The following is an 18,444-nucleotide window of genomic DNA, read 5'->3' on the forward strand; positions in this document are numbered from 1 at the left end:
GAACACCTAAATACTATCATGTCTCAAGACTCACATCTCACATCTCAAATCTCGAAGAAATGCGCTTAGAACTTACTACTTAAAACTTACAACTTAACTCAGATATCCTGCGCAATCAAAAAGCCACTGGCCCAGGCCCATTGAAAATTATACCCCCCTAACCAGCCCGTTACATCAACACACTCACCGCCAAAGTAAAGGCCAGGTATCTTTTTGCACTCAAGCGTTTTAGTCGATAACTCGTTCGTATCTATTCCGCCGCGCATGACTTCAGCTTTGTCGTAGCCCTTGTCGCCCGCAGGTTTGACCTGAAAACGGTGTAACGTTTCTTCTGTTTTTGCGATCTCGTCTTTTGTTAGTGAGGCGACCGTTTTTTCGAGCGGCAAAAACCTGCCAAGCGCTTCACTAAACCGCCGGGTAACAAACTGCTGCAAAAAGGCAGACAACAGCATGCTGCCTGAAGTTCGCCGGGCTTCACTTAGCAATGCGTTTGCGTCCCGGCCGGGCAGCAGGTCGATTGTAATTGTTTCACCCCGTTGCCAGTACGAGGAAATCTGTAAAATAGCCGGTCCGCTAAGGCCCCAGTGTGTAAACAAAATGTTTTCTTCAAAATCGGCGCGCCCGTTGCTGACTGCTGCAAAAACCGAATTTCCGGAAAGCTGGGCGTACCAGGATTCATCCTTTCCGGTAATGGTAAGGGGCACCAATGCAGGGGAAGTTTCGATGATATTAATCGCCTGCCTACGCGCGTAACGAAGCCCGAAATCGCTTGCGCCCATTTTAGGGATTGGCAATCCGCCGGAGGCAATCACAACTTTAGGCGTACGTAAAGTAACAGCATTTCCATCCTGATCATAATCGACCTCAAAACCACCGTCAATCTGCCTGATGTCTTTTACTTCAGAGCGGCAGCGAATTTCCTGCCCCAGGTCATTGCAAAGCTGGGTAAACATGCGCACAACATCTTTTGCATTCCCGTTTTCCGGAAACAGCTGGCCAAGCGTTTTCTCTGAACCGGAAATGCCATAGGTTTCAAAAAAAGAGACCGTATCGTCAACAGTCCACTGGTTGAGCGCATACTTTACAAAGTGCGGATTGGCAGAAATAAACTGATCGGCCGTTGTATAAAGGTTGGTATAATTGCAGCGTCCGCCGCCCGAGATCAGGATTTTTGCGCCGGGTTGCTTGTTTTTCTCAAGCAAAATAGCCTTCTTACCAAGAAATCCGGCCTGGACAGCGCACATCAGTCCGCAGGCCCCGGCCCCCACAATTATCGCATCTGCAACCATCTATTTCCTAAATATTCTTATTTTTGAGCAAAATTAGCATACTTTCCTTACCTTATGGCAAAACAGATCAGTGATTTAAAATTGGGCATTCTGGGCGGCGGGCAGCTTGGCCGCATGTTAATACAGGAAGCCATTAATTACAACCTGGTTACCCATGTCCTTGACCCTGATCACGATGCTCCCTGCAAAGATATAGCACATAAATTCGAGTGCGGATCTATCACCGACTTTGATACGGTGTATCAATTCGGTAAAAAAGCAGACATCATTACAATTGAGATCGAGAAGGTAAACATCGAGGCGCTTGAGCAGCTCGAACGCGAAGGCAAAGTTGTTTATCCGCAGCCACGCGTCATCCGCCTGATTCAGGATAAAGGCATTCAAAAACAGTTTTTTAAAGAAAACGATATCCCGACGGCTCCCTTTCAACTGATCGGTTCGAAGGAAGACCTGCACAGCTGTGCTTTTTCATTTCCCTATATAGTTAAACAGCGGCGTGACGGGTATGACGGCAAAGGTGTGATGCTTGTCAGCGGACCTGAGGATATAGACAATACATTTGATGCACCGATGCTGGCAGAGGCCCTGGTAAATTTCGAAAAGGAAATTGCGGTAATTGTTTCCCGGAATCCGAATGGTGACATTAAGACCTTCCCGGTTGTCGAGATGGAGTTCAACAAAGAAGCCAACCTGGTTGAGTTCTTGATTTCGCCATCTACCTATCCTGAGGCCATTCAGCAAAAAGCCGAGAAGATAGCTGTAAGTATTGCTACCGCATTGAACATCACCGGACTGCTAGCCGTAGAAATGTTTATTACGCATGACGGCGACATCCTGGTAAACGAGCTCGCACCACGTCCCCACAACAGCGGTCACCATTCAATTGAAGGCAATTACACATCGCAGTTTGCCCAGCACCTGCGCGCTATTTTTAATTTGCCTCCCGGCGATACACGGTCGCTCAGCAATGCTGTGATGATCAATCTGCTTGGCGAAAAGAAACATGAAGGACTGGCAGTTTACCAGGACCTTGAGCGTGTCCTTGCTATTGAGGGCGTTTACGTACACCTCTACGGAAAAAAATACACTAAACCCTTCAGAAAAATGGGTCACGTAACGGTGGTCGACCAGAATCGTGACAAGGCAATCGAAAAAGCACGTTATGTGCAGCAAACACTAAAAGTTATCAGCTAAATATATATGGAGCAGCAAGAAGTGCAACCGAAGGTAGGTATTATCATGGGCAGTAAATCTGACCTGAACATCATGCAGGATGCGGCGGATGTGTTACGGGAATTTGGCATCGCCTACGAGATTACAGTCGTTTCGGCGCACCGCACACCCGAGCGTATGTTCGAATATGCTAAGCATGCTTCCTCCCGCGGTATCAAAGTGATCATTGCCGGCGCCGGTGGAGCTGCGCACCTTCCCGGAATGGTTGCCTCTATCACGACGCTTCCCGTGATCGGCGTTCCGGTAAAATCGTCAAACTCAATTGATGGTTGGGACAGCATTCTCTCCATCCTGCAAATGCCGAATGGGATTCCCGTTGCCACAGTTGCGCTGAATGCCGCAAAAAACGCCGGTCTTCTTGCCACGCAGATCCTGGCCACTGCCGATGAAAGCCTGTCGGCTGCTTTTCAGCAATACAAAGACGACCTGAAAAAGAAGATTGAAGAGAGTGCCGCTGAGGTTGAGGCGAAAGCCTGACGGATCTGAATCTGACCGCAGTTGTTAATCGGCAATATCAATAATATCGCCGGGCTTGCAGTCAAGCGCCTTACAAATCGCCTCAAGCGTATCAAAACGAACACCTTTTGCTTTGCCGGTTTTTAGTATGGAAAGGTTGACGATGGTAAGACCCACCTTCGCCGAAAGTTCGGTGAGCGACATTTTTCGTTTGGCCAGCATGACGTCAAGGTTGATTATGATTGGCATACAGTTCGGTTATACAAAAGACTCATTTTCTTCCTTCAATTGCGCACCCGTCCTAAAAACGAATGCAATGACAAGCAAAATACTTCCCCAGATCGTTTCTGACGATGTGAACCGGGAGGCATTGTGCAGCAGGTAACCCGAATCGTTCATGCCCATTTCGCTGATGCAGTGAATAAATAGCTCTTTCATCAGCCAGCCTGATAAGGGAAGAGCGATCAGACTGAACCCGATAACCTGCAGCCATAAAATATTCCGGCGTGTAAAGATCATATTTTTTCGCAGGGCAGCAAGTAGCTGGCGCACGCCCAGCACCACCAGGCCTATGATCAGCCAGTATAATAACCACCCCAGCTGAAAACTTACCGCCGGAAAAGACATCAGTTCGTTCCAGCTTCTGAATCGCAGGTGCACCGTCCCGCGCTTGTATTCGTGCACAATAACGTTGTTTTTGAACCACCCTTCAAGCGTCTGGCTCGGGGTCAGTTCCTGATGTTGTCTCCTGGTAACGTTGATATCTTCCAACTGAAAGCTTTTGATCGCCTTCGATGTTGCCGGTGAGGCAGATGTCAGGACATTGACAACAAATGCGATCACATACACAACAACTGCGAAATTGCTTAGCGCATACAATACGCGAAGCAAGATAGACTGGGTTTTATTCATCTTGTAAGGCTTTCATCAAACCTACAAAATTTAAAATAAAACAACTAATATTTATCGATTTATTTTAAAATCAATTTAGACTTGGGTCACTTGGAAAATTACTTACGTGCGCATATTTCGGCCCCATATCGATTACAACCTCTTTCCATAAGCGCTCCATATCTTCATTAAACAAGATATCCGGGTTTGAAACGTTGCCGACAATCCAGGTATTCTGCTCGATTTCATCATGCAATTGTTCTGCACCCCAACCAGAATAACCAAGAAAAAACCGGATCTGATCTTCTGGGATTGCGTTGTTTTGCAGGAGAATTGTAAGTGTTTCAAAATTCCCGCCCCAGTAAAGACCGTTGCCGAGATCGTTTCCGCTTTGCAGCAGGTCATAACAGCGATGCACAAAATGTAATGTGTCCTGACCAACCGGCCCGCCGATAAAAACCGGATGATGCGCCGGTGCAAAATCGCTCACCACATCGCTAATCTCCAGGTTGCTCATCTGGTTCAGGACGTAACCGAGTGTTCCTTCTTCTGTATGCTCGGCGAGCAAAACAACGGAACGTTTGAAGTTGGGATCCATCATAAAAGGTTCGGAAATGAGGATTCTGCCGGCTTGGGGAGATAGTTTACTAAGCATGCGGGTTCGATTGTGGTTGTAAATATATAACCAAATAAACGTAGTTTTGTTGCATGCAGATTACCACAGAATTTATCCAGAACCTGCGTCAGGATTACCGGAATGCCAGCCTGGAAGAAAAAGACACAGAAGCAAATCCGGTTGTGCAGTTTGCAAAATGGTTTGAAAACGCCGTTCAGGCCAATATTTATGAGCCAAACGTCATGACACTTGCAACTGCGAATGCACAGGGACGGCCATCTGCACGTATCCTACTACTGAAAGGTTTTGATGAAAAAGGCTTTGTTTTTTACACGAACTATCAAAGTCATAAGGCAGATCACCTCGCGGAGAACCCACAGGCTGCGCTTCTGTTTTTTTGGTCAGAGCTTGAGCGTCAGGTGCGGATCGAGGGTTCTGTTACCAGGGTTGAAGAGACGCTTTCAGACCAGTACTTTCAGTCGCGGCCACGCGGAAGCCAGATCGGCGCAGCGGCATCTCCACAGAGCCGCGTTATTCCAAACCGTGAGTTTCTTGAAGAACAGGTAAACGTGCTTACCCGGCAGTTTGAGGATCAGGATGTACCAAGGCCGATTGAATGGGGCGGTTACCGGCTTAAACCAGACTACATGGAATTCTGGCAGGGACGTTCCAGCCGTCTGCACGACCGTATCGCCTACCGGCTGATGGATAATGGCATCTGGGTAAAAAACCGGCTCGCGCCTTGACAACAGAGACACAAAAGCAACTCGATTCCATGATGGAAATTAAAAACATAAGCGTTATTGGCTCAGGTACGATGGGCAATGGTATTGCGCATACTTTTGCGCAATATGGCTTCCTGGTTTCACTGGTCGATATCAGCCGAGAGGCGTTAGACCGGGCATTAGATACGATAGGCCGCAACCTCGACCGGCAGGTCAGCAAAGGCACGCTGACCCCCGACCAAAAGACACAAACACTGGCGCGCATAAGCACCTTTACAGAAAATGGTCCGGGCGTAGCGCATGCAGATCTAGTAGTCGAGGCCGCTACAGAGAATGAGGAACTTAAACTTGCAATCTTTGGCGAATTAGACAGGCTCGCTCCCGCTGATGCCATTCTCGCATCCAATACGTCTTCTATCTCGATTACAAAAATTGCCGGCGCCACTTCGCGACCTGATAAAGTGATCGGCATGCATTTCATGAATCCTGTACCCGTTATGAAACTTGTCGAAGTGATACGCGGATATGGCACAAGCGATGAAACGACTGAACGGATTATGGAACTTTCCCGTACCCTGGAGAAGTCGCCGGTTGAAGTAAACGACTACCCGGGCTTTGTTGCCAACCGCATTCTGATGCCGATGATAAACGAAGCGATCTACACGCTTTACGAGGGTGTGGCCGGTGTGGAAGAGATTGATACGGTGATGCGGCTGGGCATGGCACACCCGATGGGTCCGCTGCAGCTTGCTGATTTCATCGGTCTTGACGTCTGCCTGGCGATACTCCGTGTACTGCATCAGGGTTTTGGCAATCCGAAATACGCGCCTTGCCCCCTCCTTGTTAACATGGTGCTCGCAGGAAAAAAAGGCGCGAAAAGCGGCGAGGGTTTTTATACCTATACGGCGGGCTCGAAAGCACTCGTGGTTGCTGCCAAATTTCAAAAATAGCCTTACCTTTAACAGATGAATGAAAACCTGGATCCGGAAGCATCTAACCTGAGCCCTGCCGAACGTGATGTAGAAAAAGTGCTGCGCCCGCAGGCCTTCGAAGATTTTACCGGACAGGAAAAGGTCATGCAGAACCTCAAAGTTTTTGTCCAGGCGGCAAAAATGCGTGGCGAAGCTCTCGACCATGTTTTGCTGCATGGCCCTCCGGGTCTTGGCAAGACCACTTTGTCGCATATCATTGCAAATGAAATGGGCGCCGGCATCAAAATTACATCCGGTCCGGTGCTCGATAAACCCGGCGACCTGGCGGGTCTGCTTACTAATCTTGATAGCGGCGACATCCTGTTCATCGACGAAATTCACCGCCTCAGTCCCCTTGTAGAAGAGTACCTGTATTCTGCTATGGAGGACTTTAAGATTGACATTATGCTTGAGACCGGGCCAAATGCACGTTCGGTTCAGATTTCACTTAATCCGTTTACGCTTGTGGGTGCCACTACCCGCTCGGGCCTGTTGACGGCTCCCCTCAGGGCACGTTTCGGCATTAACTCGCGGCTTCAGTATTACGATGCTAAATTGTTAACTACTATCATCTTAAGATCGGCCGAAATTTTGCGAACTCCGATAACCGAAGAAGGCGCATACGAGATAGCGAGACGAAGCCGGGGTACGCCGCGTATAGCCAATGCGCTGCTGCGCCGAACACGCGATTTTGCACAGGTAAAAGGCAACGGCAGCATTGATACCAGCATCGCCAGTTTTGCGCTCAACGCCTTAAACGTTGACGAACATGGCCTTGATGAGATGGATAACAAGATCCTGACTACGATCATTGAAAAGTTCAAGGGTGGCCCGGTAGGTTTGAAAACGATAGCTACGGCTGTTGGTGAGGACGAAGGCACCATCGAAGAGGTCTATGAACCGTTTCTTATACAGGAAGGGTATCTTATGCGTACCTCGCGTGGCCGGGAAGCGACAGATAATGCTTATAAACACCTCGGACTAAACCGCCGCGGTTCATCACCTACACTTTTTTAAAATGAAAAAACTGCTTGCCCTTGTATTGGTTTTAATCGGACTCCAGAGCCGGGCGCAGGATAAGCCCGCCCGCGTTGCCATTGCAGGTCTGAGTCACGACCACATTCACCTTGTCTTGCGGGAATACGGCAAGGGACGTATTGACATCATCGGCATTGCAGAAACAAACGCTGAGCTGCGTAAAAAATACGCGGCGATGTACAAACTTCCGGAAACCCTCTTTTATGCTGATCTGAAAGAGCTGTTGAAAAAAGAGCGTCCGCAGGCCGTGCTTGGATACAACCCGGTAGCCCAACATGTCGATTTAGTGAGAATTTGCGCACCCCTGGGCATTTCTGTCATGGTAGAAAAGCCACTGGCGGCCACCCTGGCGCAGGCAAAGGAAATGGAACAGTTAGCGCGTAAACATAAGATCAACCTGCTTACCAACTATGAAACTACCTGGTACCCAAGTCTGAAAAAAGTTCATGACGACATCAGATCAGGTAATATCGGTACAATCCGGAAAATGGTAGCCCATGATGGTCACCGGGGTCCGCAGGAAATTGGCTGCAGCAAAGAATTTCTGGCCTGGCTTACCGACCCGGTTATGAACGGCGCAGGTGCGCTGAATGATTTTGGATGTTACGGTGCTGACCTGATGACCTGGCTGATGAATGGTGAAGAACCCATCGCTGTAACGGCAGTAACAAAGACCTATAAGCCCCAAATTTACCCGAAAGTTGACGATGACGCTTCTGTCATGGTAGAATACCGTACGGCAACGGGTTTTATCGAAGGCTCCTGGAACTGGCCCTTCGACATCAAGGATCTTGAAGTTTTTGGCGATAAAGGATATTACCACGCACGCGATAAGGATCAGGTTGCCCAGCGCATTGGTAACCGAACCGGTTCGACCCGAGCCGAGGCACTGCCTGCGCCGCTTGATAATCCCTTCAGTTATCTGAATGCCGTATTAAGCGGAAAGATCACAGGACAGAATGACCCCTCTTCGCTGAACTATAACATGACTGTCATGCGCATTCTTGATGCCGCCAAACGGGCAGCGAAAGAAAAGCGGCGTGTTGTGCTGTAGCACGCCATCAGATCATACTTATTTCCTGTTCATCCCAACAAAGCGATCTTCTGCTTGTTTCCTGAGCAAGGCGCAGTGAATCTGCGCATAAGAAACAAGCTTATGAATATTGAACTCAGAAAACTTACGCTCGAGGATTATGCTGACCTGAAAGAATCTATGCTGCAGGCATATGATACGATGGGGGGACAAACGTGGTCAAAAGGGAGCATCTCGAAACTGATCAGCATATTTCCCGAAGGCCAGTTATGTATAACCGTAAATGATAAAGTTGTTGCCTGTGCCCTTTCGATCATTGTAGACTATGATGAATATGGAGACAAACATACCTACAATAACATTACCGGAAGTTATACTTTTTCAACGCATGATCCTACCGGCGATACGTTGTATGGCATAGAAATCTTCGTGCATCCTGAACACCGCGGCCTGAGGCTTGGCCGCCGCTTATACGAAGCCAGAAAAGAACTTTGTGAAAGCCTGAACCTTAAAAGTATCATCGCCGGCGGGCGCATACCCGGCTACCATGAATACGCCGGAACGCTCACGCCGCGTGAATACATTGCAAAGGTTCGGACAAAAGAGATCTACGACCCTACCCTTACGTTTCAGTTGTCGAATGACTTTCACGTCCGGAAAGTACTTCGAAACTATCTTCCCGGTGATCACGAGTCTAAAGAGTTTGCTACCCTGATAGAATGGAACAACATTTATTATCAGGGCATCGAGGCCTCAGCGCGCTCGGCAAAAACCATCCGGCTTGGACTGGTACAGTGGCAAATGCGTCTGTTCCCGGACATGGAGAGTTTTTATGAGCAGGTCGAGTTTTTTGTCGACGCCGTAAGCGGATACAAGTCTGACTTTATCATGTTCCCGGAGTTTTTCAATACACCACTGTTACAGCCATACAATCATCTTGGCGAGATGGAGGCAATGCGCAGGCTATCGGAAAAAACAGATGAAATTGTTAACAAGATGCATGCCCTGGCGGTTTCGTACAACGTAAACATTATATCAGGCAGCATGCCGCTTCTGGAAGACAATAAACTGTATAATGCCACTTACCTGTGTCACCGCAGCGGCAAAATTGATGAGTACAGAAAGATTCACATTACGCCGAATGAGCAAAAGTATTACGGAATGACCGGCGGAAACAAGATCCAGGTTTTCGATACCGATTGCGGCAAAGTAGGTATCCTGATCTGCTATGATGTCGAATTTCCTGAATTGAGCCGCCTCTATGCAGACCAGGGCATGCAGCTGCTTTTTGTGCCATTCCTGACAGATACACAAAACGGTTATACGCGTGTTCGTCACTGCGCGCAGGCCCGGGCCATTGAAAATGAATGTTATGTAGCGATTGCCGGTTGCGTGGGTAATTTACCCAAGGTGAACAACATGGACATCCAGTTTGCCCAGTCGGCTGTATTTACACCGTCTGACTTTGCTTTCCCTACAAATGGCATCAAGGCTGAGACGACGCCGAATACAGAAATGATGCTGGTTGCAGATGTCGACCTGCATCTGCTTGATGAGCTACATCACTTTGGTACCGTCAAAATCCTCAAAGACAGGCGAAGAGACCTCTATCAGGTAAAACTGCTTAAATAAACACCGGCCATTGCCGGTAGCAAAAAAGAAGGCCTGGCAAATCTGCCAGGCCTCTTAAATTTAAAACACACAAATTATTTTTTGATCAGGAACCACCAGACAAGCAGGGCTACGACCAGGATCGGAATAATCCACCTTAATACGGGGCCGGCACCGTTGCTGTTGCTCTCCTGAACGGCCTCTTTTGACGGGCCCGGGTTGCTTTCATGTTTGCTATAATCTTGCTCAACCGGTGGCGGCGTATGTTCGCCATGCTGGTGTTGCGGATCTGTATTTTCCATAACGTTATGATTAGTTTGATGTCTGAATAACAACAGAGATGTTAAATGGTTTGGATTTTAGCTTTAACTTTGCAGCTGCAATGGCACAGAACAGCAGCTCGTACACCGCAATGATCAAAGCTGAAGCTACCCGACTCGGTTTCTTTCAGTGCGGTATTGCGCGTGCTACATTTCTCGAAGAAGAGGCGCCAAGACTGGAAAAGTGGTTGAAAAGAAATGCCCATGGCGAGATGACCTATATGGAGAACCATTTCGATAAGCGTCTGGACCCGCGACTGCTCGTTCCGGGAGCAAAATCAGTCGTTTCGCTTGCGCTCAATTATTATACAGACGAGAAACAGGCAGATGAACAGGCACCAAAAATTTCGAAGTACGCTTATGGAACAGATTACCATTCAGTGATCAAAGAAAAACTGTTTTCATTGCTAGACTTTATACGCAACAATATCGGCGAGGTAGATGGGCGGGCCTTTGTTGATTCGGCACCGGTTATGGATAAGGCCTGGGCCAAACGCTCAGGTCTGGGCTGGCAGGGTAAAAACAGTAACCTGATCAGTCCGCAAAAAGGCTCATTTTTTTTTCTTGCTGAATTAATCATCGACCTGGAACTAGACTACGACCAGCCCTTTAAGAATGATCATTGTGGTACCTGCACGCGCTGTATGGATGCCTGCCCGACTGACGCCATCAGCGAGCCATATGTTGTAGATGGCAGCCGTTGTATTTCTTACCTGACGATCGAACTGAAAAATGAAATACCTGCAGCCTTCAAGGGTAAGCTGGACAATTGGATGTTTGGCTGCGACATATGCCAGGATGTTTGCCCATGGAACAGGTTCTCTACGATTCACCAGGAGCAGGCTTTTATGCCGGCCCAGGGGCTGTTGTCTCTGACAGGACCAGAAATTTCTGAAATCACCGAAGATGTTTTCAGAAAGGTTTTCAAAGGCTCGGCGGTAAAACGAACAAAATACAGCGGATTGAAACGGAATGTAGATTTTCTAAAGCCGGCGCAATAACGCGTTTTCAGCAAACCATTTCTCCCGGATTACCGCACCGTTCGCGTGGCGAAAAAACGTCTAGAACAATATCCCGGCACCAAGTGAAAAGGTGATCATACCTGTCCTTAAATTCTCAAGATCTGCATTGCGGCTTTCCTGGAATACGGGCAGCCAGGCATAACTGGTACGAAAATCGAATAAGAATGAAGGCTCGCCGCGTTTCCGCTTGGAAGATACCCACTGCAGGCCGCCGAGCGCGCTTACATTGAAACGGTTTACCGGAGGCATATACTCAAAATCACGGCCGCTATACGCTTGTCCGTTTACACGGTCGAAGGTAAGTTTGGCCGAATAATCAAACAGCCATGCCGGTGCCACGCCGGCGTAGACCCTGAGCCGTCCGTCTTCGGGAACACCACCCAAGGCCACTTTAACCGTTATAGGCGTTTCAAAAAACTCCAGCCTGTATGTATAATAATCGTGCGCGCGGCTGCTGTTGCCATCCTGATCATATACATAAAAGTCGGTAGGCTGCCTGTACGCCATCCCCCGCGGACTGTAAGCCGCTTCAATGTCAAAGGCCAGCTGTTCAGAAAAATTGAATTCTACGTTCAATGCGGCAGGAATGCCGGTGCGAAAGAAGGTGTTGTAGTCAGACTTATAGGAGTCCGTTCGCGCATTGCGGCCAAAACCATCAACATGACGTGTAAAAAATGAGAAATTCACACCTGATTTAATCCCGAACCGGACGGGTGTTTCCTGCGCCAGTGAACCTGGCAGGCAGAAGAATGATAGGCCACAGAGCATACCGGCTCCGATAACCGTGCGTTTAATAATAGATTTCATGATTTTGCGTGTTAAACTAAAGATAATAAATCTGTTTGATTTATGCGCGATTGTTCGCTGTGGCTTTAGTATATAGGTGTTCGTAGTTCGTATTTAGACAGGGTGCAATTGCTAGAGATGTGAGATATGAGATTTGAGTCTTGACAGACGAGGCGCAAACCCCTCAGGTGGTTATGGCGGAGCGAGGGGTATGTGCGCACCGGTCAATCTTCTTTATTCCTTTTTCTTTAGTCTCATGAAGTGGCTATGCGCCCGGACTTACAACTTAGCACCTACAACTTAGAACTTCATCTTTATTCTTTTCTCATTGCTCGCCATGCGTATCAAAATCGCAGCTGTCAGTTAACGATAAATGTGTTATCACTCCGCATGCGGTCCGGAACATATGTACTGCCCATCACCACTTTGACAACACGTTTGTCAGTACGAACAGGGATTGAAACCTTACTACTGCCGCTTTCCCAGACAGCCACAGATTGGTTCTGCTCGATGCTGGTTCCATCGCTAAAAAATATGCGCAGGTGAACGGGCAACGGCTTATCACTTTTGTTTTCAACCGAAACATTGTAGCCGGCCGGGCTTTTCGTTACGGCGCTTATGGCCAGATCAGTAACGCCGGTAGAGAAGAACCAACGTTTCCAGAACCAGTTCAGATTCCTGCCGCTGCCAGTGTTCATGGAGTTGAAAAAATCCTGCGGCATAGGATGTTTGCCGTTCCATGTCTTGATATAATGATGAAGTGCCTTGGTAAACAACGAATCGCCAAGCATTTCTTTTACATACAGATAACCCAGCGCTGGCTTCGGGTACGAGTTTGTGAAACTGCCCGCGCCGGCAAGCTCCGTTGTTGGCGTAATAACCGGTGTGTCATTCTTTGTGCCCGAGCTTTGGGCGGTCGGGGCGATCCCATAGTCATCATTTATAGACGGGTCAATCATGGGCGAGATCAGCCATTCGCCGATTGTAGCCCAGCCTTCATCCATCCAGCCATGTTTGGTCTCATTAGTTCCCATATAAAATGGAAACATCGTATGAAAAATTTCATGGGTTGTCAGCGTAATTGCATCTTCCCGTTTGTCTACCGGATTATCATTAACCATCATCGGATATTCCATCTGGTCCAGGCCGTCGAATACGGTTTCGTGTGCATAAGGATAAGGCCATTTCGGAAAGCGATGACTCATGGCCTGCACGGTCTGATACGCAAAATCAACAACTTCGTAATAATCCTTGTGTGACGGATTGAAAGCTGCATCAACACGTGTACGTCTGCCACTTGCCGAATCAACAACCAGACTTTTTGATTTCCATAAATAATGGTCGCTTGTGGCAAAGGCAAAATCAACCACATTTTTTGCTTCATACCTGTAGGTCAGCGTTTTTTCCTGTCTGCTTACTTTTCTGGCCTTCAGGTCGGCTTCGGAAATGACATCGACGGTCTGATCAGATTTTTCTGCCTGGGCCAGCCGCGCAGTAACATCGGGCGAGAATACCTTTTGTGCATTTAAAAGATCGCCGGTAGCCCATACAACGAAATTTGCAGGAACCTTTATTTCCGCCTTGAAATTGCAAAAATCATTATAAAACTCCTCCGCGCCGGTGTAAGGTAATTTGTTCCAGCCATCTACATCGTCATATACAGCAATACGCGGAAAAAAATAAGCCAGAAACCAGGAGCTGGCATCTACCCTGCCGGTCCGGATATGCGACCCCTTATTAACATGGTAATTATACTCAATGCTGAGCTTCACGCTTTTTCCAGGCAACAGCGGATCAATTCCTGCAACCAGGTTGGTGCCGTCTGCCTCAAGTGAACTGAGTTCCCGTTTCTTTGATTCGACCTGGAAGGCGGTAAGCCTGACACCGTCGCCAAGATCGGCGGGTGCGATTTTCGACTTGCGCGGCACACCCTTTTTATACAGGTTAGGATACAATTTGAGCCAGAGCTGCCTCAGCGTATCCGGGCTGTTGTTGATATATTTAATCTGGACCCTGCCGCTCAGCAGGCCGCTTTCGGGATCAAAATCTATTTTCAGATCATAATCTGCCGAGTTCTGCCAGTACGCTTTCCCTGGTCTTCCGTCAGGACTTCGCGTTCCTTTTTGGTATGCACGACTGAAGGCGGGATCAACAGGCAAATCCTGTGCAGACACTATATTGCTGAACACTGTCAGCATAAACAAAACGAAGGCCCGCCTCATTATTCGCTAAGCAGCGCCTCTTCCTCTCTGCGAACAGCTGCCGGACGACCGTTTTTAAAGGCTTCGCGCGTCTTAAGTCCCAGCAGTTCAAACATGGCCATGTCATCAACGAATGCAGGGTTTGGCGTTGTCAGCAATTTATCACCTGCAAAAATGGAGTTGGCTCCTGCCATAAAACAGAAGGCCTGTTCGAGGGTGCTCATCTCAGTACGGCCGGCAGACAGACGTACAACCGAGTTTGGCATAACGATCCGCGCCGTTGCAATCATGCGCACCATATCCCAGATGGGAACACGTGGCTGATCTTCAAGAGGCGTACCTTTAACCGGAACCAAAGCATTAACCGGAACCGATTCCGGATGCTTCGGCATATTAGCCAGTGTATGCAACATGGAAACCCGGTCTTCAACAGTTTCGCCCAGCCCGATAATGCCGCCGCTGCAAACGGTAAGTTTGGCTTTGCGGACATTTTTTATCGTATTGAGGCGGTCATCATAGGTGCGCGTAGAGATGATGCGTTTGTAGTCGTCTTCAGAAGTATCAAGGTTATGGTTATAGGCATAAAGACCGGCATCGGCCAACCGCTGCGCCTGGCTTTCGGTAAGCATACCAAGTGTGCAGCAAACCTCCATATCCATATCGTTCACCGCCCTTACCATTTCTATAACACGGTCAAAATCGCGGTTGTCCCGAACCTCGCGCCAGGCCGCACCCATACAAAGACGGGAGGCTCCACCCTCTTTAGCCCTGACAGCTGCACTGACCACCTCGCTTACCTTCATCAACGCATGCACATTTACATCTGTATTGTAACGCGCAGCCTGCGGACAATAAGCGCAATCTTCAGCACATCCTCCGGTTTTGATAGAGATTAGTGAACTGATCTGCACCTCGTTATAGTCTTTATTTGCACGGTGAATGCTGGCAGCTTCGTAAACAAGGTCGAGGAATGGTCTGTGGTAGATATCAGCGATTTCCGCTTTGGTCCAATCGTGTCTGGTTGTATGCATATTAACTAAGAATCTATAATAATAACTGGCTGGCTAATCCCAGCAGGAACAAAAATCCGAAAACATCGGTAAAAGTGGTAATAATTATTGAAGAAGCAATGGCCGGATCAATACCCACGCGCTTTAAAACAAGCGGTATCCCCGCTCCCGTAACGCCGGCGATAAGCAGGTTTCCCGTCATTGCCAGGAAGATAACCAGACCTAACATGGTATTCGCATCGAAAAACAGGGCAAACAGAAAAACAATGAGTCCCGTCACCGCGCCGTTAATCAGACCGACAGTGAACTCCTTCAGCACGGTCCGGTAAGCCTGGTTATCTGTAAGGTCATAAAGCGAAATACGCCGGACGGTCACTGCGAGCGCTTGTGTGGCCGCGTTTCCGCCCATTCCCGCAATGATGGTCATGTATGCTGAAAGTACTGCAATCCTGGCAATTGTCGGCTCAAAATACCGCACCACCGATGAGGCCAGAAACGCTGTACCGAGGTTGATAACAAGCCAGGGCAAGCGGGATTTAACAGCCTCTTTCCAGTTACCGCTTAGTTCCTCGTCTTCAGACACACCCGAAATTTTCAGAATGTCTTCTGTATTTTCTTCCTCCAGTACATCGATCACATCATCAAATGTAACGCGGCCAAGCAGTTTCATGTGCTGGTCTACCACCGGAATACTGCTTAGGTTGTATTGGGAAATCAGCCGAGCCACTTCTTCCTGGTCAGTGTCGTGCTGCACAAAAACCGCATCTTTTACTACCAAATCAGCTATACGTGCCTCGGGTCTTGATTTTATGATATCCTTCAAAGAAACAATTCCCTGAAAAATGTCTTTCTGATCTACAACATAGACGGTATAAAACTCTTCCATGTCTTCAGACTGACGAATGATCTCATCAATTGCATCTTTCTTAATCAGCAATTCCGGGATCTTTATCACCCGGGTATTCATAAGTCCGCCGGCGGTATCTTCCGGATAATTTAACAGCGAGCGGATATGCGATGCATCCTCTTCGTTCAGTTCATCGAGAATCTCGTTCTGTTCAGCCTCATCAAGCTGGGCTATAAGGTCGGTTGCATCATCGTAATCGAGTTCTTCAACAATACCAGTACGTTTTTCCGGATCGAGGGTCAGCAGCAGTTCTTCAGGGTGCGTCTCCTCAGCCATTTCAGACAGCACTTCAGAGGCCTGACTGCTGTCGAGGAGGTTGATAATTGTTTCCCGCTCCTCTTTCGTTAAGCCCTCAAACAGGATAGCGATTTCCGAAGGGTGATAATCCGGCAGCAGATTTTCAAGCGCACCGGTTCCTTCAGCCAGTGCGGCTTTAATTTTTTGTACGTCTTTTTTATCAAGTTCGAAAGACTGCATATCTACCTATTTTCCCCGGTTTATATTGTATTACCTGAACCATCCCTTTCGCCAGAAGTAGATGACCTGCGCAACGGCTATTACCGCCATCACAATCATTGTGTAAAGATAACCATGTTCTGAATATAGCTCAGGCATGTTTCCTTTTAAAACTTTGCCGGTAACGGGATCTTCGCGGGCGAAATTCATTCCGTAAATGCCTGCTATAAACGTGAGCGGGATAAAAATCGATGAAATGATTGTCAGCACTTTCATGATTTCATTCATGCGGTTGCTGATAATCGATAGATACATATCAACGTTCGCTACAGCAATTTCTTTCAGCGATTCGACCAGGTCAATGATCTGCACACAATGGTCGTATGCGTCTTTGACGTAAAGCCGCGTCTGATCTGTGATAAGGGGGCTGTCACTCCTGATGATATCATTCAGTTTGTCGCGCTCCGGCCAGGCTACACGTCTGATATTGATCAGCGACCTTTTGATAGCCTGTGTATCATACATAATGCGCCGGTCGGGCCGCTCATACAGCCTGTCTTCAATACTGTCAAGGCTCTCGCTCCAGGCATTCAGGAGTACGAAATAATGATCTACGATTGCATCCATAATGGCGTACATCAGGTAACCGGCGCCTCCGGTGCGGATATTACCCTTGCCAACAGAAAGCCGTTTGCGGACGGGATCAAGGCAGTCCTCGTAGTTCTCCTGGAGGGTGATAAGCACCCGGTCTGTTACGATAAAAGATACCTGATCGTTTTCAAGGTGGTTCTCCGAATCTAACCGGAGCATCCTGCTTACGGCAAAAAGATAACCGTCGTCGTCATACTCCTCAAATGCAGGCCTGTGATACGTGCGCGTGATATCTTCGAGCACCAGCCTGCTCACCTTAAAATGTTTATTCAGCGTATCGTAGATTTTGGCGCTGCCAAGACCCTTAATATCAATCCAATAAAAAGATTCTTTATCTGCCGTCAGCTCAGCGATGTTATTGAGATTTATCAGTTCCGTAACTTCGTACTTGCTGCTGTTGTAAACATGAAAACTTATTTTAGACTTAAGGGCGTCCTGAGAAATATGGACCATGCCCGGGCTTGAGCCGGGCTCAGGAAGGGCATATTTGCGCCTTTTTTTTCGGCTTGCGGAAGTTGTGCTGGTCGCCATCTGTTAGCAGGTGCTGGTATAAAATTAAGATAATAACACACACTTCGGAAAATTGTTGCCGCCTGCGCGTGCGCCTACCGGCCGAGGTAAGCTTTACTTTGCGGACCTTTGCTGAACAGCAGATCGATAATGCTCAGGTTCGGTATAAAGCCATGCCGTTCTCCGAAAACCTGGTAATAGGATTCACCCGGTGCCAGCGGAGATTCTTTTTTTGGATGGATTGATGAACGAAAATCCTGTCCATCATTCGCATGTTCATAGGCTGCGCTTAATGAAAAGGGCACATCAAGTTTTAATTTTCGCAGCAGCCAGGTAGTAAGTTCAAGGTTCAGATCAAAAAGGAACACCGGCTTTTTGTCAAAAAATGTCATCAGTTCATCTTCATAATATTCAAAGTATGCTGAATTGCGATAGCAGCTTTCCAGGCTGAGACGTTGCAGCCGGCGCCAGTCGAAATCATAACTGATTTTTACATCTTTTACTTTGGTATGCACCTTTGAACCTTTCACAACCGGGACCGTGAGATCCAGACGACCATTGGGCGAATAAATGGAGGCGCGGTTGCGATAGGTTTGCTTTGGAAAATGTTCATGCTGTTCAAGAACTACCGCTCCGTCGTGGTTGGCCAGCAACCTGAAATAGTCTACTGAAGGAAGATAAAATAGCGGAAATATAGCCGTGTTTTGCATCTCTAATT

General features: G+C 47.9%; 19 protein-coding genes. 8 read left to right on the forward strand and 11 right to left on the reverse strand.

Annotated elements, in window-relative coordinates; genetic code table 11:
* Positions 1-98 precede the first annotated feature (98 nt).
* Positions 99-1,289 (reverse strand): aminoacetone oxidase family FAD-binding enzyme, encoded by a 1,191-nt coding sequence (locus EJV45_RS10870; RefSeq protein ID WP_129715703.1) that lies wholly within the window; start codon positions 1,287-1,289, stop codon positions 99-101.
* A gap of 54 nt (positions 1,290-1,343) precedes the next feature.
* Between EJV45_RS10870 and EJV45_RS10875 the strand changes: the two genes are divergently transcribed.
* A complete protein-coding gene (locus tag EJV45_RS10875) occupies positions 1,344-2,483 on the forward strand; it encodes a 5-(carboxyamino)imidazole ribonucleotide synthase (RefSeq protein ID WP_129715704.1) in 1,140 nt (379 codons plus the stop codon).
* Positions 2,484-2,489: 6 nt separating this feature from the next.
* Positions 2,490-2,999, forward strand: a complete 510-nt coding sequence (purE, locus tag EJV45_RS10880) for a 5-(carboxyamino)imidazole ribonucleotide mutase (protein ID WP_129715705.1) — start codon at positions 2,490-2,492, stop codon at positions 2,997-2,999.
* A gap of 24 nt (positions 3,000-3,023) precedes the next feature.
* On the opposite strand, the gene EJV45_RS10885 is transcribed toward purE, so the two are convergent.
* The 3 genes from EJV45_RS10885 to EJV45_RS10895 all read right to left on the reverse strand — a co-directional run bounded on the left by EJV45_RS10885 (position 3,024) and on the right by EJV45_RS10895 (position 4,524).
* A complete protein-coding gene (locus tag EJV45_RS10885) occupies positions 3,024-3,227 on the reverse strand; it encodes a helix-turn-helix transcriptional regulator (RefSeq protein ID WP_129715706.1) in 204 nt (67 codons plus the stop codon).
* A gap of 9 nt (positions 3,228-3,236) precedes the next feature.
* Positions 3,237-3,890, reverse strand: a complete 654-nt coding sequence (locus tag EJV45_RS10890; protein ID WP_129715707.1) for a DUF2975 domain-containing protein — start codon at positions 3,888-3,890, stop codon at positions 3,237-3,239.
* A gap of 70 nt (positions 3,891-3,960) precedes the next feature.
* Positions 3,961-4,524 carry a YqgE/AlgH family protein gene (locus tag EJV45_RS10895; RefSeq protein WP_129715708.1) on the reverse strand — a complete coding sequence of 188 codons (564 nt, stop codon included), beginning with the start codon at positions 4,522-4,524 and terminating at the stop codon, positions 3,961-3,963.
* A 53-nt stretch (positions 4,525-4,577) separates the two neighbouring features.
* Here EJV45_RS10895 and pdxH point away from each other — a divergent pair, with 53 nt between their 5' ends.
* From pdxH to EJV45_RS10920, 5 genes are all read left to right on the forward strand, one after another.
* A complete protein-coding gene (gene pdxH / locus EJV45_RS10900; protein WP_129715709.1) occupies positions 4,578-5,231 on the forward strand; it encodes a pyridoxamine 5'-phosphate oxidase in 654 nt (217 codons plus the stop codon).
* Positions 5,232-5,263: 32 nt separating this feature from the next.
* Complete coding sequence (locus EJV45_RS10905) at positions 5,264-6,160, forward strand: 3-hydroxybutyryl-CoA dehydrogenase (RefSeq protein WP_370291347.1); 897 nt, start codon at positions 5,264-5,266, stop codon at positions 6,158-6,160.
* A 15-nt stretch (positions 6,161-6,175) separates the two neighbouring features.
* Complete coding sequence (gene ruvB / locus EJV45_RS10910) at positions 6,176-7,198, forward strand: Holliday junction branch migration DNA helicase RuvB (RefSeq protein WP_129715710.1); 1,023 nt, start codon at positions 6,176-6,178, stop codon at positions 7,196-7,198.
* Position 7,199: 1 nt separating this feature from the next.
* Entirely contained in the window at positions 7,200-8,273 is a 1,074-nt protein-coding gene (locus EJV45_RS10915) for a Gfo/Idh/MocA family protein (RefSeq protein WP_129715711.1), read from the forward strand.
* A 102-nt stretch (positions 8,274-8,375) separates the two neighbouring features.
* Entirely contained in the window at positions 8,376-9,884 is a 1,509-nt protein-coding gene (locus tag EJV45_RS10920) for a carbon-nitrogen hydrolase family protein (RefSeq protein ID WP_129715712.1), read from the forward strand.
* A gap of 74 nt (positions 9,885-9,958) precedes the next feature.
* On the opposite strand, the gene EJV45_RS10925 is transcribed toward EJV45_RS10920, so the two are convergent.
* The gene (locus EJV45_RS10925) at positions 9,959-10,165 is read right to left on the reverse strand and encodes a hypothetical protein (protein ID WP_129715713.1); all 207 of its coding nucleotides are present in this window, start codon (positions 10,163-10,165) and stop codon (positions 9,959-9,961) included.
* Positions 10,166-10,245: 80 nt separating this feature from the next.
* Between EJV45_RS10925 and queG the strand changes: the two genes are divergently transcribed.
* Positions 10,246-11,184, forward strand: coding sequence for a tRNA epoxyqueuosine(34) reductase QueG (queG, locus tag EJV45_RS10930; RefSeq protein WP_129715714.1), 939 nt, complete (start codon positions 10,246-10,248; stop codon positions 11,182-11,184).
* Between the two features lie 60 nt (positions 11,185-11,244).
* Here the strand turns inward: queG and EJV45_RS10935 are convergent, their stop codons facing one another.
* The 6 genes from EJV45_RS10935 to EJV45_RS10960 form a co-directional block, all read right to left on the reverse strand.
* A complete protein-coding gene (locus EJV45_RS10935; protein ID WP_129715715.1) occupies positions 11,245-12,012 on the reverse strand; it encodes a porin family protein in 768 nt (255 codons plus the stop codon).
* 338 nt (positions 12,013-12,350) lie between these two features.
* On the reverse strand, positions 12,351-14,165 hold the full coding sequence (locus tag EJV45_RS10940) for a M1 family metallopeptidase (RefSeq protein ID WP_240755258.1): 1,815 nt from the start codon (positions 14,163-14,165) through the stop codon (positions 12,351-12,353).
* Between the two features lie 47 nt (positions 14,166-14,212).
* Complete coding sequence (gene bioB, locus EJV45_RS10945) at positions 14,213-15,223, reverse strand: biotin synthase BioB (protein WP_129715717.1); 1,011 nt, start codon at positions 15,221-15,223, stop codon at positions 14,213-14,215.
* A gap of 13 nt (positions 15,224-15,236) precedes the next feature.
* Positions 15,237-16,586, reverse strand: a complete 1,350-nt coding sequence (gene mgtE, locus EJV45_RS10950; RefSeq protein ID WP_129715718.1) for a magnesium transporter — start codon at positions 16,584-16,586, stop codon at positions 15,237-15,239.
* 30 nt (positions 16,587-16,616) lie between these two features.
* The gene (gene corA / locus EJV45_RS10955; protein WP_240755259.1) at positions 16,617-17,669 is read right to left on the reverse strand and encodes a magnesium/cobalt transporter CorA; all 1,053 of its coding nucleotides are present in this window, start codon (positions 17,667-17,669) and stop codon (positions 16,617-16,619) included.
* Between the two features lie 152 nt (positions 17,670-17,821).
* Positions 17,822-18,436 (reverse strand): WbqC family protein, encoded by a 615-nt coding sequence (locus EJV45_RS10960; RefSeq protein WP_129715720.1) that lies wholly within the window; start codon positions 18,434-18,436, stop codon positions 17,822-17,824.
* Between the last annotated feature and the right edge of the window lie 8 nt (positions 18,437-18,444).

It is taken from the genome of Pedobacter sp. SYP-B3415, assembly GCF_004138205.1.
Taxonomy (GTDB): domain Bacteria; phylum Bacteroidota; class Bacteroidia; order Sphingobacteriales; family Sphingobacteriaceae; genus Pedobacter.

Excerpts from the sequence above, each read along its gene's own strand:
- mgtE (WP_129715718.1), bottom strand. The coding sequence starts at position 16,586 with ATGCAGTCTTTCGAACTTGATAAAAAAGACGTACAAAAAATTAAAGCC.
- bioB (WP_129715717.1), bottom strand. The coding sequence starts at position 15,223 with ATGCATACAACCAGACACGATTGGACCAAAGCGGAAATCGCTGATATC.
- corA (WP_240755259.1), bottom strand. The coding sequence starts at position 17,669 with ATGGTCCATATTTCTCAGGACGCCCTTAAGTCTAAAATAAGTTTTCAT.
- EJV45_RS10895 (WP_129715708.1), bottom strand. The coding sequence starts at position 4,524 with ATGCTTAGTAAACTATCTCCCCAAGCCGGCAGAATCCTCATTTCCGAA.
- EJV45_RS10935 (WP_129715715.1), bottom strand. The coding sequence starts at position 12,012 with ATGAAATCTATTATTAAACGCACGGTTATCGGAGCCGGTATGCTCTGT.
- EJV45_RS10885 (WP_129715706.1), bottom strand. The coding sequence starts at position 3,227 with ATGCCAATCATAATCAACCTTGACGTCATGCTGGCCAAACGAAAAATG.
- ruvB (WP_129715710.1), top strand. The coding sequence starts at position 6,176 with ATGAATGAAAACCTGGATCCGGAAGCATCTAACCTGAGCCCTGCCGAA.
- queG (WP_129715714.1), top strand. The coding sequence starts at position 10,246 with ATGGCACAGAACAGCAGCTCGTACACCGCAATGATCAAAGCTGAAGCT.
- EJV45_RS10960 (WP_129715720.1), bottom strand. The coding sequence starts at position 18,436 with ATGCAAAACACGGCTATATTTCCGCTATTTTATCTTCCTTCAGTAGAC.
- EJV45_RS10905 (WP_370291347.1), top strand. The coding sequence starts at position 5,264 with ATGGAAATTAAAAACATAAGCGTTATTGGCTCAGGTACGATGGGCAAT.
- EJV45_RS10875 (WP_129715704.1), top strand. The coding sequence starts at position 1,344 with ATGGCAAAACAGATCAGTGATTTAAAATTGGGCATTCTGGGCGGCGGG.
- EJV45_RS10870 (WP_129715703.1), bottom strand. The coding sequence starts at position 1,289 with ATGGTTGCAGATGCGATAATTGTGGGGGCCGGGGCCTGCGGACTGATG.
- pdxH (WP_129715709.1), top strand. The coding sequence starts at position 4,578 with ATGCAGATTACCACAGAATTTATCCAGAACCTGCGTCAGGATTACCGG.
- EJV45_RS10890 (WP_129715707.1), bottom strand. The coding sequence starts at position 3,890 with ATGAATAAAACCCAGTCTATCTTGCTTCGCGTATTGTATGCGCTAAGC.
- purE (WP_129715705.1), top strand. The coding sequence starts at position 2,490 with ATGGAGCAGCAAGAAGTGCAACCGAAGGTAGGTATTATCATGGGCAGT.
- EJV45_RS10915 (WP_129715711.1), top strand. The coding sequence starts at position 7,200 with ATGAAAAAACTGCTTGCCCTTGTATTGGTTTTAATCGGACTCCAGAGC.
- EJV45_RS10925 (WP_129715713.1), bottom strand. The coding sequence starts at position 10,165 with ATGGAAAATACAGATCCGCAACACCAGCATGGCGAACATACGCCGCCA.
- EJV45_RS10920 (WP_129715712.1), top strand. The coding sequence starts at position 8,376 with ATGAATATTGAACTCAGAAAACTTACGCTCGAGGATTATGCTGACCTG.